Below are 16,344 nucleotides of genomic sequence, written 5' to 3'. Positions count from 1 at the left end.
ATTAAAACCACGCATCCTGCATGTCCAGCGTCGTCGTGTCTATACTTTCCAGCAAATCGAGCTGCTGCTGCACCTTGGGCAGCTCCCAGCGGAAGAAGTAGCGGCAGGCTTGCAGCTTGCCGTGGTAGAAGTCGGCTTCGTCTCCCGATGCCCCCTCGGCCAGGCTGCGCGCGGCCACCAGCGCCTGCTCCAGCCAGATCCAGGCGACCACGATATGGCCGACCGCTTCCAGGTAGGTGCTGGCGTTGGCCAGCGTCTTGTTCATGTCGCCCACCGCGTACAGCGCCTGCGTCACATGGCTGGTGCGGCGCAGCGCGGCGGACAGCGCGTCGGCCTGGCTGCGCAGTTCGGCCGCCAGCGCGTGCTGCGCGTTGGCGGAAGAAGCGCGCTCCACCGTCTTGCGCACCGCGCCGGCAAAGGCCTTGAACAGGGCGCCGTCCTGCATCGCCACCTTGCGGCCCAGCAGGTCCAGGCCGTGGATGCCGTGCGTGCCTTCGTGGATGGCGTTCAGGCGGTTGTCACGGTAGAACTGCTCGACGTTGTACTCGCGGGTGTAGCCGTAGCCGCCGTGCACCTGGATGGCCAGGCTGTTGGCCTCCACGCACCATTGCGAAGGCCAGGACTTGGTGATCGGCGTCAGGAAGTCGAGCAGCATGCCGGCGTACTCGCGCGCTTCCGGCGTCGGCGCGCTTTGCTGCTCGTCGACCAGGCGCGAGCTGTACAGCACCAGGGCCAGTGCGCCCTCGGCGTAAGCTTTCTGGGCCAGCAGCATGCGCCGCACGTCGGTGTGCGCGATGATGGGCAGTTGCGGCTGGGCCGGGTCTTTCGCGGCCGGATGGCGGCCTTGCGGGCGGTTGCGGGCGTAGTCCAGCGCGTGCAGGTAGCCGGTGTAACCCAGTACCGCCGCGCCGGCGCCGACGCCGATGCGCGCCTCGTTCATCATGTGGAACATATTGGCCAGGCCCTTGTGCGGCTCGCCGACCAGGTAGCCGATGGCGCCGCCCTTGCCTTGCGGCTTGAACACCCCTTCGCCGAAGTTCAGCAGGCAGTTGCTGGTGCCGCGGTTGCCCATCTTGTGATTCAGGCCGGCCAGCACCACATCGTTGCGCTCGCCCAGCGTGCCGTCGTCGTTGACCAGGAATTTGGGCACGATGAACAGCGAAATGCCGCGCACACCGGGTATCAGCTTGCCGTCCTGGCCGGGGATCTTGGCCAGCACCAGGTGCACGATGTTGCCGGCCAGGTCGTGTTCACCGGCCGAGATCCACATCTTGTTGCCGGCCAGCCGGTACTGGCGCTCGCCTTCCGGGCCGGCCACGGGGTCCGGCTCGGCGCGGGTGGTGATGTCGGACAGGCTGGAGCCGGCCTGCGGCTCGGACAAGCACATGGTGCCGAAAAAGCGGCCTTCGAACATGGGCTGGACGAAGCGGCGCACCTGGTCCGCGGTGCCGGTCTTGAGCAAGGTGTTGGCGTTGCCTATGGTCAGGAAGAGATAGGACGTGGTCGAGACATTGGCCGCCGTGAAATAGGCCGCCAGCACTTTTTCCACGGTGACCGGCAACTGCATGCCGCCCAGCTCGTAATCCTGGCCGGCAGCCATCAGGCCGGCCGCCGTGTACGCTTCCAGCGCCGCCTTCACTTCCGGGATGATCTTCACTTCCAGGCAGTGCTCGCCCGGCACGGCATGCGGCTCCTGCTGGTCGCTTTTCTTGTTGTGGGGCGCGAACAGGTCGGTGGCGATCTGCTCGGCCGTATCGATGGCCGCGTTGAAAGTCTCGCGGCTGTGGTCCTCGAAACGCGGGCGCTGGTTCAGCGACTCCACGTCCAGCCATTCGTACAATAGGAAATCGATGTCGCGGCGCGACAGGAGTTTGGATTGCATACGCGTCTCTAGGGTGTTGTTATGTGAAACGGGCGCTTCTTTGAGCGCCCGTTGGTCCTGCTTACACGACTTCGAACAGGCCTGCAGCGCCTTGGCCGCCGCCGATGCACATGGTCACCACCACGTACTTGACGCCACGGCGTTTGCCTTCGATCAGCGCGTGGCCGGTCAGGCGGGCGCCCGACACGCCGTAAGGATGGCCGACGGCGATGGCGCCGCCATTCACGTTCAGGCGATCCATCGGGATACCCAGCGTGTCGGCGCAGTACAGCACCTGCACGGCGAACGCTTCATTCAGTTCCCACAGGCCGATGTCTTCCACCTTCAGGCCCGCCTTCTTGAGCAGCTTGGGGATGGCGAACACCGGGCCGATGCCCATTTCGTCCGGCTCGCAGCCGGCCACGGCAAAGCCGCGGAAAATGCCCAGCGGCTGCAGGCCCTTGGCTTCAGCCACTTTCGCATTCATGACGATGGCCAGCGAGGCGCCGTCCGAGAACTGGCTGGCGTTGCCGGCGGTGACCACGCCGCCCGGCATCGCGGTGCGGATCTTGGACACGGCTTCCAGCGTGGTGTCGGCGCGGATGCCCTCGTCGGCGGAGATCGTCACTTCGCGGCTGACCAGCATGCCGCTGGCTTTGTCGGCCACGCCCATGGTGGTGGTCATCGGCACGATTTCGGCGTTGAACAAGCCGGCTGCCTGGGCGGCGGCGGCGCGCTGCTGGCTCTGCACGCCGTACTCGTCCTGGCGCTCCTTGCTGATGCCGTAGCGCTTGGCGACGTTCTCTGCGGTCTGCAGCATCGACCAGTAAATTTCCGGCTTGTTCTGCGACAGCCAGACTTCCTTGTACATGTGCAGGTTCATTTCCTGCTGCACGCAGGAGATCGATTCCACGCCGCCTGCGGCGTAGATGTCGCCTTCACCGGCAATGATGCGCTGGGCGGCGGTGGCGATGGTCTGCAGGCCGGACGAGCAGAAACGGTTGATGGTCATGCCGCCGGTGGTGACCGGGCAGCCGGCGCGCAGCGCGATCTGGCGCGCGATGTTGCCGCCGGTGGCGCCTTCCGGATTGGCGCAGCCGATCAGCACATCCTCGACCTCGCCCGCTTCAATATTGGCGCGGGTAATCGCCGCCTGCAGCGCGTGGCCGCCCAGGGTCGCGCCATGGGTCATGTTGAAGGCGCCCTTCCACGATTTGGCCAGGCCAGTACGGGCGGTCGAAACGATCACGGCATCAGTCATTTTCAGTCTCCAGGTTGGAAGTGTTGTAGTCGATTTGTTCAGAATAGCATATTTTAGTACGGTCGTTCGCAAATTTTTAAAACGGCCTGTTCTTTACGAATTTGTAAGCTTTGCGTAAGTTTGAAGCAAGCATGACGTAAGCTTAGGCGTCCACACTGCGTTCAAGCTGAAGAAGTAACAACGATTTGGCTATCGGGTTCAAATAAATATATGGAGACAAACATCATGGCTACAGCATCCGGCACCGCCAATGACCTGCGCAAGGCGAACGGCAAATCGTCGCCGATGACGAAAGAAGAAAAGAAAGTCATCTTCGCGTCCTCGCTAGGCACCGTGTTCGAGTGGTACGACTTCTACCTGTACGGCTCGCTGGCATCTATCATCGCCAAGAAGTTCTTTATCGGCGATCCCACCACCACCTTCATTTTCGCCCTGCTGGCTTTTGCCGCGGGTTTCATTGTCCGCCCGTTCGGCGCGCTGGTGTTCGGCCGCCTGGGTGACATGATAGGCCGGAAATACACCTTCCTGATCACGATTATGCTGATGGGCCTGTCGACCTTCATCGTCGGCCTGCTCCCGGGTTACGCCCAGATCGGCATTGCCGCCCCCATCATCCTGGTCTCCTTGCGCATCCTGCAAGGCCTGGCGCTGGGCGGCGAATACGGCGGCGCGGCAACCTATGTGGCGGAACACGCGCCGCATGGCAAACGCGGCCTGTTCACCGCATGGATCCAGACCACGGCGACGCTGGGTTTCTTCCTGTCACTGATGGTGATCCTGGGCACCCGCCTGGCCACCGGCGAAGAAGCGTTCAACGAATGGGGCTGGCGCGTGCCATTCCTGGTGTCCGTGCTGCTGCTGGGCGTGTCCGTCTGGATCCGCCTGTCGATGAATGAATCGCCGGCCTTCGCCAAGATGAAAGCCGAGGGCAAGACCTCGAAAGCACCGCTGAGCGAAGCGTTCGGCCAGTGGAAGAACGCCAAGATTGTGGTCCTGGCGCTGGTCGGCCTGACCATGGGCCAGGCAGTGGTGTGGTACACCGGCCAGTTCTACGCGCTGTTCTTCATGCTGCAGACGCTGAAGATCGACATCGCCACGGCGAACATCCTGATCGCCGTCGCGCTGCTGCTGGCCACGCCGTTCTTCATCTTCTTCGGCAGCCTGTCGGACCGCATCGGCCGTAAATACATCATCCTGGGCGGCTGCGTGATTGCCGCCGTGACCTACTTCCCACTGTTCAGCGGCCTGACCCACTTCGGCAACCCTGCGCTGGAAGCGGCGCTGAAGAACTCGCCAGTGGTGGTGGTGGCCGATCCAGCATCCTGCCACTTCCAGTTCAACATGACGGGTACCAAGAAGTTCCCATCGTCGTGCGACATCGCCACCGCAGTGCTGTCGGCCAACTCCGTGAACTACACCCGCCAGGACGCGCCGGCAGGCAGCAACGCCGTGATCAAGATCGGCGACAAGGAAGTGCCGGCCTTTACTGCAGTCATGACCCCGGACGGCCTGAACTTCGACGCCGACAGCAAGGCCAAGGAAACCGCGTTCAAGAAAGAAGCGGGCGCAGCGATCAAGGCGGCAGGCTACCCGGCCAAGGCTGATCCGGACCAGATCAACAAGCCGATGATGGTCGTGCTGCTGTTCATCCTGGTGCTGTACGTGACGATGGTGTACGGTCCGATCGCGGCGATGCTGGTGGAAATGTTCCCGACCCGCATACGCTACACGTCCATGTCGCTGCCGTACCACATCGGTAACGGCTGGTTCGGCGGCCTGCTGCCGACCACCGCCTTCGCGCTGGTGGCATTCAAGGGCGACATCTACTACGGCCTGTGGTATCCGATCGTGATCGCGCTGATCACGGCGGTCATCGGCACGCTGTTCGTCAAGGAAACGATCCACAACGACATCTACGCAGCGGATTAACATATCGTGGCACGGCGGGCCCCCTGTGCCCGCCCGCAGTGTTCGCAGCCGCCTCCGGGCGGCTTTTTTATGCCTGGGCCCAGCACCTGCGCCCACTTACTGGGGTCAGGCCTGCATCCATGCAGTTTCCGGCTGGGGTCGAGCCTGCATTCATGCGTTACTTGCGTGACACCTGGCGTGCATGCGTGCATTACTTGCGTGAGCGCAAGGCCCGTTGGTGCAGCTAGTACTACCATCTCTCTATCGACTCTGAGACGGTGGATCCAATGGCTCGCACACCTCGGCTACATTTTTCAGGTGCCTTTTATCATGTCATGCTGCGTGGTAACGACAAACGGCGTATCTTTTCCGACGACGCGGATCGCTACAAGCTCGAGGAGTTGGTCGCCGATGGAGTCGGCCGTTTCGGCCACAAGATCCACGCATATTGCTGGATGGAGAATCACATTCATCTGGCGATCGAAGTTGCGGACATTCCGCTGTCGAAGATCATGCACAACCTCAGCTTCCGGTACACGCGCTATTTCAACTGGCGGCATCAACACGTGGGGCATCTATTTCAGGGCCGCTACAAAGCGCTGTTGATCGACTCTGACAGCTATTTGCTGCAACTAATACGCTATATCCATCAGAATCCGGTGCGTGCAGGCATTACAGTTTCGGCCGCCGACTATGCTTGGAGCAGCCATCGCGACTTCCTGGGGCTCGCTGCAACGCCTTGGATATTTAAAGACTGGGCACTCGCCCAATTCGCTGTCGACTCCGCAACCGCAATCCAGCGATATGCGCAATTCATGGGAGCAGAGCCTGACACCCAGGAATCGCCGGACTTTAAACGTGAACGCGGCGGACGAGCAATTGTCGGTGAAGGCCTCTTTAAGCAAGAGGCGTTGAAATCTTCCTGGTCGCCGTCCGAACTTCGGCGAGAAAGCTTGCTCTCCATATGTGCGGCGGTCTGCTTGGCTGCGGGCATTTCCGAGCTTGCATTGTGTAGTGGAAGCGGCATGCGTCAAATAGCCGACGCCCGGCGCGCTGTCGTATTTCTCGCCAAATGCCGACGCCAATGCTCGCTGGTCGCTCTCGGCGCGCATCTTGGACGCGATGCATCAACGCTGAGCCGCCAGCTTCAAAAAATGCTAGCGGAAAAACCAGACTGTGCCGCGAGAGTGATTGCCACCCATGCCGAGGAAATCATGAAAAATGCACGAATGCAGGCCTGACCCCAGGGTTATGATCGGGCCTTGGCCTTCACTGTCGCCAGGGCGGCGTCCAGCGCGGCGTGCAGCGCGGCGATGTCGATAGGCTTGGTGAGGTAGCGGAAGAAGCCGGCGTCCAGGGCTGCGTCGATGTCGTTGCGCATGGCGTTGGCGGAGATGGCGAGCACCGGAATGCCGGCCGTAGCCGGGTCTTCGCGTAAATGACGCTGGATTTCCCTGCCGCTGAGACCAGGTAGATTCATGTCCAGCAGGATCACGTCCGGCCGCAGGCTGCGCGCCAGTTCCAGCCCTTCATTGCCGTCCATCGCAGTATGCAAATCGAGGTCGCTACGGAAACCGAGCACCTCTTCCACCAGCTTCAGATTGGCGGGGTTGTCTTCCACATAGAGCAATAGCGGCGGGCCGTTCGGCAACCTGGGCGCGGGCGCCGGGCGCTCGACCGCGGCAGCCGCAGCGATCACGGCGATGGCATCGGCGGGCGCGCTGGTCAGTGGCAACTCGATCCAGAACGCGCTGCCGGTACCCGGCGAACTCGATACCCCGATGGTGCCGCCCATTAATTCGACCAGCCGCTTGGTGACCACCAGCCCGATGCCGGTGCCTTCTTCGCTACCGCCTTCCTGTCCCAAACGGTTGAAGGGCTGGAACAAGCTTTCAACCTGCTCCGGAGTCAGCCCGGGGCCGGTGTCCTGCACAGAAATGCGGACGCTCTCGCCGCCCTTGGCCTTGCAGTCGACCACAACCGCTCCCCGGTCGCGGTTGTATTTGATGGCGTTGGAGAAGAGATTGAGCACCACTTGCTTAAGCCGCGTGCGGTCGGCCTGCACATGCAGATCGGCCACCGGCGGAACGATGACGCGGATGCCGCGTTGGCTGGCGGCCACTTCCACCATGCGGTAGGCTTCCTGCAGCAAGTCCTGCACGCCTACGGGCTCCATCGAGAACTGCACCGTGCCGGATTCGATCTTGGCCAAGTCCAGGATCTCGTTAATCAGCGTGAGCAGGTGCTCGCCCGCCTTCAGGATGTGTCCCATGAAGGTCTTGCGCTGCGCCTCCGTCACCGGCAGCTTCTCATTGTTGAGCAACTGGGTGAAGCCGAGGATGGCGTTGAGCGGCGTACGTAATTCGTGGGACATGCTGGCCAGGAACAAGTCCTTGGCCTTGCCGGCCCGCTCCAGCTCCAGCTTCTGCTCGTGCAGCGTGTGCTCGATGCGCTTGCGCTCGCTGATGTCGCGGATGGCGCTCGATACCAGTACCTCGCCCTCTGTTTCCAGCGGGCTTAAGCTGATCTCGACCGGGAATTCCGTGCCGTCGGCGCGCAGGCCGTACAACTCCAGCCCGGCGCCCATGGAGCGCGGGCGCGGGTCGTCGAAGAAACCGGTACGCAAGCGCGGGTGGCCGGCGGCGTAGCGCTGCGGGATCAGCACCTCCATCCGCTTGCCCAGCAGATCGCGCCGCTGATAACCGAACAGCTGCTCGGTCTGCGAATTGATCAATACGATCTCGCCCTGCCGGTTGACGATGATGATGGCGTCCGGCGCCGACTCCAGCAGGCCGCGGAACTTCTGCTCGGCCTTGCGCCGCTCGCTGATGTCGCGGATCGCGCTCATCACCAGCATGCCTTCTTCCGTGCTGATCGGACTCAGGCTGATCTCTACCGGGAACTCGACCTGGTCTTTGCGCAGGCCGTACAGCTCCAGTCCGGCGCCCATGGTGCGCGGACGCGGCTGGGTGAAATAGTTGGAACGGTGGCTGACGTGGCCGCCCCGGTAACGCTCCGGCAGCAATACCTCGATGGGCTGGCCCCGCAACTCGCCGGGGGTATAGCCGAACAGCCGCTCGGCCTGGGAGTTGGCCAGGACGATCAGGCCGGTCGAGTTGGCCATGATGATGCCGTCCGGCGTCGATTCCAGCACGTCGCGGAACCGGGCCTCGACGTGTTTGGCGTCGCGCAGCGCCTTTTGCCGCGTGATGTCCTTCTTGGTGCACAGGATGTACTCGGCATGGTCCTTGCCGTCGAAAATGATCTTGCTGGCCACGTCGACGAAGATGGGCGAGCCGTTCTTCTGGCGCCGCAGGCATTCGTAGTCGTAGGTGCCGCCGCTGCGCCCGAGTTCTTGCAGGAAGCCGGTCCAGTCCTGGCCCGGCATGCCGGTCAGCTCGTAGAGCGGGCGCCCGACGGCTTCCTCCGCCGTGTAGCCGAACAAGGCCTCGGCCCCGCGCGTCCAGTGCACCACGCTGCCCTTGCGGTTGGTGACCACCACGCCGCCCGGCGCCTGTTCCAATACCAACCTATCGAAGTCTGTTCCCATTCTTAGCCCCGCGCTAACATTTCCTCCGAGTATAGGGCTGTCTGCGGGCGGAACACAAGCGAACTATCGCGGCACCGGCTTGCCGCCGTACACCGCCTCAGGTGGCGGCACTCAGACGCTGTCCGGGCGCGCCGCCAGGAAGCGGCGCAGCGCGGCACAGTAGGCGCGGTGGGGATCAACCGGGATGGTGGACAGGTCGAACAGCGCGGCCACGGCGCCGTAGCGCGCCGCCAGCGCCGGCGCGCCGATCAGCGTCAACGGCTCGGCGCCGTCGAATCCGGCGTCCTGCGCGGCGACGAACTCGCTACCAATCAGCAAGCCGCTGACGTAGTCCCGCGCGTGCGCGGCCGGCATGGCGCCCGTGACAACGCGCGCGCGCACCGAAAACAAGGCGTGCGTCAGTGGCGGGTGGCGGCGCGCGTGCATGGCGCCGGCGGCCAGCGCGTCGGAGTAGCCGCCGCTGCTGCCGGCAAGCTCGCCGGACCCGATGCCGGCACGGTAGCCGCCGCTGCCGCCTGCAAGTTGGCCGGGGCCCATGCCAGGACGGCCACTGCCGCTACCTGCGAGCTCGCCGGGGCCTATGCCGGGACTGTGGCCACTGCGGCTGCCTGCGAGCTCGCCGGGCCCTATGCCGGGACTGTGGCCACTGCGGCTGCCGGCAGGCTGGCCGGGGGCCATGCCGGAACTGTCGCCGCTGCTGCCCACGCCCTCGCTGGCGACACCGCCAGTGCGATGTCCACCGCTGCTGCCCAGACCGGCGCTGGCGGCGAGGCCGGAGCGATGGCCACCACCGCCGCCCTCGCCCTCGCTGGCGCCGTCGGAGCCAAGTCCACCGCCGCTGCCCAGGCCTCCGCTGGCGGCGCCGCGCGCCGCGGCAGCGGTCGCAGCGCTGCCGGCCGGCGCGCGCGCCGCCGCCATCAGCGGCGCCAGCGTGCCGCCCGCTTGCAACATGGCGAACAGCTCGCCGGTCATGAAGGTGGACAAGCTGTTGATGGCGCCGTCGCGCAACTGCACCCACTTGCTGTGCGTGCCGGGCAACACGGCCCAGCCTTCGCGCAGGCCCAGTTCGGCCGCGCCCAGCAGCTGGGTCTCCTCGCCACGCATGACGTCGACCTCGGCCCCGGCGCCGCAGCGGTAGCCGGGCACGATGTGGCAGGCGTGGCCGGGCCGGCCGTCAAGCACGGTCACCAGCGCGGCGGGCAGACTGGCCAGCGGCGTGCCGCAATCGATGTAGGGCACTTCCTGCCAGCCCTGCGCGCCGCCGACCATACCGGACATCACCACCGGCAAGCCGGCCACGCTGGCTGGCCCGCACTCGCTTTCCAGCCGCGCCAGCAGCCCGTCCAAGGAGGCGGCGTAGCGGCCGCGCGCGGCCAGCGCCCCCTCCTCGTCCTCGATCCGGTGCAGGCAGCGCCCGCCGCCGTCGATGACGTAGGCGCGCCGGCTGCTGCTGCCCCAGTCTATGCCGATCAGCCGGGCCGCGGCCTTGGTCTGCGCCGCGCCGCCCGTGCCCGCGCCGGCTGTGGCTGCGCCTACCATTCCGCCACACTCCCGTCGGCGTGCCGCCACAGCGGATTGCGCCAGTCGGGCGCGTCGCGGCTCGCCTCGATGACGCGCGCCTCGTCCACCACCACGCCCAGTCCGGGCCGCGGCAGCGGCGCAATGTAGCCGTGATCGAGCGTGAAGTCGTCCGCGTTGAGCACGTAGTCCAGCAATTCGGCGCCCTGGTTGTAATGGATGCCCATGCTCTGCTCTTGCAGCACGGCGTTGCGCGACACGAAATCAACTTGCAAACATGCCGCCAGCGCGACCGGCCCCAAGGGGCAATGCGGCGCCAGCGCGATGTCGTACGCTTCGGCCATGGCGGCGATCTTGGCGCACTCGGTGATGCCGCCCGCATGCGACAGATCCGGCTGTACGATGGCGATGCCGCCCTGCGCGAACACGTGCTTGAATTCAAAGCGCGAATACATGCGCTCGCCGGCGGCCAGCGGGATGCTGGTCGTGTCGGCCAGCCGGCGGTAGTGTTCGGCCTGCTCGGCCAGCACGGGTTCCTCGACGAACAGCGGGCGGAACGGCTCGAGCTCGCGCAGCAGCGCCTTGGCCATCGGCGCGGCCACGCGGCCGTGGAAATCGATGCCGAATTCGACCTGGTAGCCGAAGGCGTCGCGGATTTCGGCGACGCGGGCCACGGCCGCGTCCACCTTGGATGAGCTGTCGAGCATGCCCAACTCCTCGGTGCCGTTCATCTTGAAGGTGTCGAAGCCGGCCGCGCGCAGCGTGGCGATGCCGGCGATGACGTCGGCCGGGCGGTCGCCGCCGACCCAGCTGTAAGTCTTCATCTTGTCCCGCACCAGGCCGCCCAGCAATTCGTACACCGGCACCCCGAGCACCTTGCCCTTGATGTCCCACAAAGCCTGGTCGATGCCGGCGATGGCGCTCATCAGGATGGCGCCGCCCCGGTAGAAGCTGCCACGGTACATGGCTTGCCACAAGTCGTTGATGCGGCGCGGATCCGCGCCGAGCAGCAGCGGTTCGAATTCGCGCACCGCCGCTTCCACCGTGCGCGCCCGGCCTTCAATGACGGGCTCGCCCCAGCCGGTGATGCCTTCGTCGGTTTCCATTTTCAGCAGCATCCAGCGCGGCGGCACGCGGTAGGTGCTCAGTCGGGTGATTTTCATGGCCTCGCCTCGCTTGATGTATACACACTAAGGCACACTAACGCACCAGCGACAGGCCGGCGCTGCGGCGCTCTATCATCCGGCGCCGGTCAGGCAGGCATGTGCCCGCCAGCGCATGCGTCGGCGCCGGCGCCGGCATTGCGTGCAGCGCGCCGGCCGGCGCGCGCGCATGGATCGGTGCCGAGGGCGCCTGGGCGTGCCCGTGCCACGCGCTCCACTGCTGCTCCCAGACCCAGGCATGTTCGATGATGGTCTCCAGCTCGGCATAGCGGGGTTGCCAGCCGAGCACGTGGCGCGCGCGCGTGGCGTCCGCCACCAGGCGCGGCGGGTCGCCGGCCCGGCGCGGGCCATCCACTTCGGCGATGGCGCGTCCGGTGACGCGGCGCGCCGCCTTGATCACTTCCAGCACCGAGTAGCCGTTGCCGTTGCCCAGGTTGTAGCGCGCGCTGCCGCCGCCCGCCAGCAGCGCTTCCAGGGCCAGCAGGTGCGCCTCGCACAGGTCGTGCACGTGGATGTAGTCGCGGATGCAGCTGCCATCAGGCGTGTCGTAGTCGCGGCCGTAGACGGTGATGGCCGGGCGCCGCCCGGACGCCGCCTGCAGCACCAGGGGGATCAAATGCGTTTCCGGTTCGTGGCACTCGCCCAGCTCACCGTCCGGGTCGGCTCCGGCCGCGTTGAAGTAGCGCAGACAGCACGACCGCAAGCCATATGCCTGGTCGAAATCCTCCAGCATGCACTCCACCATGTGCTTGGAATGCCCGTAGGGATTGATCGGCGCCGCCGGATGCCATTCGTCTATCGGCACGTACTCCGGTGCGCCGAAAATGGCGGCGGTGGAGGAAAAGATGAAGCGTTGTACGCGGTGCCGCACCATGGCCCGCAACAGCGCCACCGTGTTGCCGACGTTGTTGTCGTAGTACTTGCCCGGGTCGGACACCGACTCGCCGACCTGGATGTGGCTGGCGAAATGCATCACCGCCGCCACCGGATAGGCCTGCAACAGCACGTCCAGCACGCTCTCGTCGCCGAGGTCGCCGACGATCAGCTGCGCCCCTATCGTCGCTTCGCGCCGGCCCTGCGACAGGTTGTCGAGCACGATCGGCTGGTAGCCGGCCTGGCGCAAGCGCTTGACCATGTGCGAACCGATGTAGCCCGCTCCGCCCACCACCAGCACATGGGGCGCGCGGCGCGGGTCCTGGTTGCGCGGCGTCATGATTCCGCCTTCGCCACGCTGTTTGCGGCGGCGCCGGCCCTGGCCGCGCCGACCGTCTCGGCCGCCTTTTTGCCAGCCAGGAAGGCATGGTCCGAATTGTAGTACTCCCATTCGCTGTAGCGGCCAGCCAGCACGATGCCGTGCTGCTCCATCCAGCTGCGGACGATGGCGACGTTGCTGGCGCGGGCCTGGTCGTACACCACGTAGGCATAGGGCATGTCCACCAGGCTGCTGGTCAGCACCCGGTCGTCCGGCCGCATCATGCCGACCTTGATGCAGTCCTCGATGCAGCGCGCCACCAGGGCGTCGCCATCCACCGGCAGCGGCTTCCACGGCGAGTAGGAGATTTCGCAGGTGATGCCGAAGCCGCCCGGCGCGTTGCACTCGGGACTGGCGTTGCCCTGCACGAAGATGCGGTGGAAGATGGTGTCTTCGGGGTAGTAGATCCAGTGCTTGTCCGTGACGCCGGTGCGGGCGATGCCGATGTTGACGCAGCGGATGGATACGTGCCGCAGCCCGCGCGCGGCGTTGCGCACGTGCTCGGGCGCTTCGGCGCCGATCAGTTTGACCAGCTCCGGCAGCGGCATGGTGCTGATCAGGCGCTCGTACTTGAAGCGGCGGCCATCTGCCAGCGCCACCACTTTCTCGCGCGGGCGCAGCTGCACCACGTCCGCGTTCAGCTCGATCTTGCCCCGGATGTGGGGCAGGAAGCCGTTCATCAGCGACTGGAAGCCGCCGCGCTTCGGATAGCCGAAGCGGGCGTTCGGCCCCATCGGCTTGGCCACCGGCTGCAGCGCGCCGTCGATGATCTCCCCCAGGTCCGGCAGCGGCACGCGCCCGCCCAGCCAGGACGTCTCCATTTCACTGAGCGGCACGGTCCACAACTTCTTGTTGTAGGGGATGGCGAAGTGCTTGGCGATGCCTGCGCCCCACACCTGGTAGATGAAGTCCTCGAAGTTGCGCACCGTTTCCCCGCCGGCAGTCTCGCTGGAGGTCCGGCTGGCGGCCTGGCTGGCGTTCGCCACGTCCGCCGTGCCGTCGGCGCAGCAGTCCTCGACCGCGGCCGCAGCGCAGGCCTGCGCCTCGTTGGCCGCCTTGCCGTAGCGCGCCTCCACCGCGCCGACGATGCACTCCTTGATCACGTCCGGCGGCAGCCCGTACAGGGCGCCCTGGAAGGGGTAGCGCGTGAACACCTGCTTGCTGTAGACCCAGGCTTCGCGCATCTGCCAGTGCTGGTTGTCGCCCAGCAGGGTGTCGTACAGCTTGAGCACATAGGGATCGTTGGAGAACATGATGTGGCCGGCATGGTCGAAGGTGAAGCCGGCGTCCTTGATCGAGCGGCACCAGCCGCCCACGGTCTTGTTGCGCTCCAGCAGCAGAGTGTCCGCGCCCAGATGGTAGGCGGCCGACAGGCCGGTGGGCCCGGCGCCAATGATGACGGTGCCGTAGCTCTGCTCCGGCTTGGCCGCGCGCAAGGGATTGACTGTGGCCGGCTCGGCCTGCGCGGCGGCAGCGGCGGCCGGAGCCGCGCCGGGCGCGCGCGCGCCCTTGCCGCCGGGCGGGGTCTGCTCGATCAGCGCGCGCATGCGGTCGGCCGTCGCGTCCCAGGAGGTGGCGGCCACGATGTCGGCCATGCGCGCCTCCATGGCGGCCGTCTGCGCCGGGGTCTGCGCCAGCGCTGCCTCGCAATGGGCGATGAATTCCTCGTGGCTGTGGCCGATGGCCACGATGTCGCCGTAAGGCTGCTCGACGTCCGTGATGGCGGTGCTGACAGTGGGCAGCCGCGCCGCCATGTATTCCAGCACCTTGGTCGGGCTGATGTAGCGGGTGGCCTCGTTCAGCGCGAACGGCAGCAGGCACACGTCCCAGCCGGCCAGGAAGTGCGGCAGCGCCTGGTAAGGATGCTGGCCCAGATAGTGCACGTTCTGGCGCTGCGGCAGCGAGGCGGGGTTGATCTTGACGACCGGGCCGACCAGCACGATCTGCCATTCCGGGTGCGCGTCGGCCAGCGCGGCGATCAGGTCGGCGTCCAGCCGCTCGTCGAGCACGCCGTAGAAGCCGAGCCGCGGACGCGGGATGTCCTGGTGCAGCGGATGGCCGTTGCTGCGGTCCAGCGCCTGCTCGAAGTGGACCGCGTCCACGCTGCTGGGAAAGCAATGCACGCTGGCGTGGCGGCTGCGCTTGGCCTCGTACAGGCTGGGGCCGCCCGTGAACACCAGGTCGGCGATATTGAGCAGCGCGGTCTCGCGCTGCAGCAACTGCTTGGGCGGGTTCCTGAAGGCGGACAGCTCGTCCATGCAGTCGTACACCACGCGCGAAGGGTGCAGCTTGGCCAGCAGCGGCAGCGCCATCGGCGTGTAGAACCACACGATGGGTTCCTCGCCGTCCGGCACCAGGCCGTCCAGCAGCGGTTGCAGCACGGGGATCTGGTCGTCGTGGAAGCCGGGCGACTGCACCGGCGTGTGCGGCTGGCACACGGTGATATTGGGCGCCGGGATATAGGTGCTCAGCTTGGCGGGACCGGCATCGTACAGGGGCTCCTCGACGAACAGCACCTTGTAGTGCTGCGCGAGCCGCGTGAGCAGCTGCTGGGGGCGTTGATAGACGAAGTCCCAGCGCAAGTGGCTGAATACGATGACGGTTTCCATGGTTCTCTCCTTGGTTGATGTGGTTGACCCTGTCGTTGTAGTGGTAGTGCACAGCGCGTCGGTCAGCCGCATCGACTGCCGCAGCGCAGCGGCATAGCCGGGCACCAGCACGCGCGCCAGCGGGTCCGGCCCCGCGCGGTCCAGGTCCCACAGGCCGCTGTGGTGCCAGTGTTCCTCGTTTTCCCAGTCCGGCCGGTCAATGGCGGGATACAGGCAGATGCCCTGGAAGTCGACGCCGTGCTGCACGGCCAGCGCAGCCTGTTCCGCCATCTCGCGGATCCAGATGCCGCGCCCGCTGCCGACGTGGCTGGTCTCGGCCAGCAGGAAGGGCCGCCGGTAGCGCTGCTGGTATTCCATCAGGATGCGGTACAAGGGCATGCGGCGCGGCTCGCCCAGGTGCCACCACAGGCGCAGATTGGTGCCGCTTTCCCACTGGTTGCTGTGGTAGTAGTTGCCGCCGATGATGTCCAGGTAGCGCGGCGCGCCGCCCAGTTCGGGCTGCTGCAGGCCGCACAGCATGTCCAGCGCCTCGAACTGCGATTCGCGCCAGCCGGCCGCCTGCCCCGCCCAGTCGGGACGGTGGTCCGGCGCAATGACGTGGATCAGCGGGTCGCACTGCAGGATGCGCGCGCCCGGCGCCACTTCCCGGATCGCGTCGCAGCCGGCGATGCTGGCCCGCACCAGCTGGCGCTTGCCCTCCCCGCCCGCGTCCGGATGGTGCATGTTTTTGATGTGGAACATGTGAATCGACAGGCCCCAGCTGGTGAACGAGATCTCGTTGATCGGCGAGTAGACCGGGGCCGGTCCGACATAGGGCGCAAGGAACTCGGCGGCGGCGCGGCAGTAGCGCGCAAAGCGGGGCACGAATTCGGGCCCGAACAGGTCCAGGTCGTCCGGCCAGCCGTAGTGGCAGAAGGTCCAGCTCACCTGCAGGCCCAGTTCCTGCGCGGCGCGGGCGCGGCCCTCGATGACGGAAAAGTCGAATTTTCCGTCGCGCTCGCACAGCCGCCAGCCTATCGATTCGCGCACGGTGCGGAAACCCAGGTCGGCCGCCAGCTGGTAGTCCGCGCGCGCGCGCTGCAGATGGCCGGTGACGTCGTTCATGTCGAGCGCCCGGCCGGCGTGGTTGATGTGGTCGGCGCCCTCGTAGCCGGCCTGCCAGAAGCTGAGGAAGGGATTGCTTGCCGGAGCGGGAGGTGGTGGTGTACTCATGAGGGCTCCG

The 16,344-nt window shown here is 65.9% G+C and carries 9 protein-coding genes; 2 read left to right on the top strand and 7 right to left on the bottom strand.

Annotated features, from left to right (window positions below; all coding sequences use genetic code 11):
* Position 1: 1 nt before the first annotated feature.
* Together ACSQ8Y_RS08520 and ACSQ8Y_RS08515 are read right to left on the bottom strand one after the other, a co-directional pair.
* Positions 2-1,882, bottom strand: coding sequence for an acyl-CoA dehydrogenase (locus ACSQ8Y_RS08520; protein ID WP_436266013.1), 1,881 nt, complete (start codon positions 1,880-1,882; stop codon positions 2-4).
* Between the two features lie 61 nt (positions 1,883-1,943).
* Positions 1,944-3,122 (bottom strand): acetyl-CoA C-acyltransferase, encoded by a 1,179-nt coding sequence (locus ACSQ8Y_RS08515; RefSeq protein ID WP_436266012.1) that lies wholly within the window; start codon positions 3,120-3,122, stop codon positions 1,944-1,946.
* Between the two features lie 225 nt (positions 3,123-3,347).
* Here ACSQ8Y_RS08515 and ACSQ8Y_RS08510 point away from each other — a divergent pair, with 225 nt between their 5' ends.
* Entirely contained in the window at positions 3,348-5,051 is a 1,704-nt protein-coding gene (locus tag ACSQ8Y_RS08510) for an MFS transporter (protein ID WP_436266011.1), read from the top strand.
* Between the two features lie 266 nt (positions 5,052-5,317).
* Positions 5,318-6,271, top strand: coding sequence for a transposase (locus ACSQ8Y_RS08505; RefSeq protein WP_436266010.1), 954 nt, complete (start codon positions 5,318-5,320; stop codon positions 6,269-6,271).
* A gap of 8 nt (positions 6,272-6,279) precedes the next feature.
* Here ACSQ8Y_RS08505 and ACSQ8Y_RS08500 read toward each other — a convergent pair whose 3' ends face one another.
* The 5 genes from ACSQ8Y_RS08500 to ACSQ8Y_RS08480 all read right to left on the bottom strand — a co-directional run bounded on the left by ACSQ8Y_RS08500 (position 6,280) and on the right by ACSQ8Y_RS08480 (position 16,334).
* Positions 6,280-8,580: a PAS domain S-box protein gene (locus tag ACSQ8Y_RS08500; protein WP_436266009.1), complete on the bottom strand. Its 2,301-nt coding sequence runs from the start codon at positions 8,578-8,580 to the stop codon at positions 6,280-6,282.
* A 111-nt stretch (positions 8,581-8,691) separates the two neighbouring features.
* On the bottom strand, positions 8,692-10,119 hold the full coding sequence (locus ACSQ8Y_RS08495; RefSeq protein WP_436266008.1) for a 2-dehydro-3-deoxygalactonokinase: 1,428 nt from the start codon (positions 10,117-10,119) through the stop codon (positions 8,692-8,694).
* Positions 10,113-11,261: a galactonate dehydratase gene (dgoD, locus tag ACSQ8Y_RS08490; RefSeq protein WP_436266007.1), complete on the bottom strand. Its 1,149-nt coding sequence runs from the start codon at positions 11,259-11,261 to the stop codon at positions 10,113-10,115. The genes ACSQ8Y_RS08495 and dgoD overlap by 7 nt, the downstream gene beginning before the upstream one ends.
* Before the next feature lie 37 nt (positions 11,262-11,298).
* Entirely contained in the window at positions 11,299-12,474 is a 1,176-nt protein-coding gene (gene galE / locus ACSQ8Y_RS08485) for a UDP-glucose 4-epimerase GalE (protein WP_436266006.1), read from the bottom strand.
* Complete coding sequence (locus ACSQ8Y_RS08480) at positions 12,471-16,334, bottom strand: FAD-dependent oxidoreductase (protein WP_436266005.1); 3,864 nt, start codon at positions 16,332-16,334, stop codon at positions 12,471-12,473. The genes galE and ACSQ8Y_RS08480 overlap by 4 nt, the downstream gene beginning before the upstream one ends.
* Positions 16,335-16,344: the final 10 nt, after the last annotated feature.

Source organism: Pseudoduganella sp. LjRoot289 (assembly GCF_964252925.1).
Classification (GTDB): Bacteria; Pseudomonadota; Gammaproteobacteria; order Burkholderiales; family Burkholderiaceae_D; genus Rugamonas.
Note: the sequence above shows the minus strand (reverse complement) of the source record. Positions and strands in the feature narration are given on the sequence as shown.

Coding starts and splice junctions, on each gene's coding strand:
- ACSQ8Y_RS08520 (WP_436266013.1), bottom strand. CDS start 1,882: ATGCAATCCAAACTCCTGTCGCGCCGCGACATCGATTTCCTATTGTAC.
- ACSQ8Y_RS08515 (WP_436266012.1), bottom strand. CDS start 3,122: ATGACTGATGCCGTGATCGTTTCGACCGCCCGTACTGGCCTGGCCAAA.
- ACSQ8Y_RS08510 (WP_436266011.1), top strand. CDS start 3,348: ATGGCTACAGCATCCGGCACCGCCAATGACCTGCGCAAGGCGAACGGC.
- ACSQ8Y_RS08505 (WP_436266010.1), top strand. CDS start 5,318: ATGGCTCGCACACCTCGGCTACATTTTTCAGGTGCCTTTTATCATGTC.
- ACSQ8Y_RS08500 (WP_436266009.1), bottom strand. CDS start 8,580: ATGGGAACAGACTTCGATAGGTTGGTATTGGAACAGGCGCCGGGCGGC.
- ACSQ8Y_RS08495 (WP_436266008.1), bottom strand. CDS start 10,119: ATGGTAGGCGCAGCCACAGCCGGCGCGGGCACGGGCGGCGCGGCGCAG.
- dgoD (WP_436266007.1), bottom strand. CDS start 11,261: ATGAAAATCACCCGACTGAGCACCTACCGCGTGCCGCCGCGCTGGATG.
- galE (WP_436266006.1), bottom strand. CDS start 12,474: ATGACGCCGCGCAACCAGGACCCGCGCCGCGCGCCCCATGTGCTGGTG.
- ACSQ8Y_RS08480 (WP_436266005.1), bottom strand. CDS start 16,334: ATGAGTACACCACCACCTCCCGCTCCGGCAAGCAATCCCTTCCTCAGC.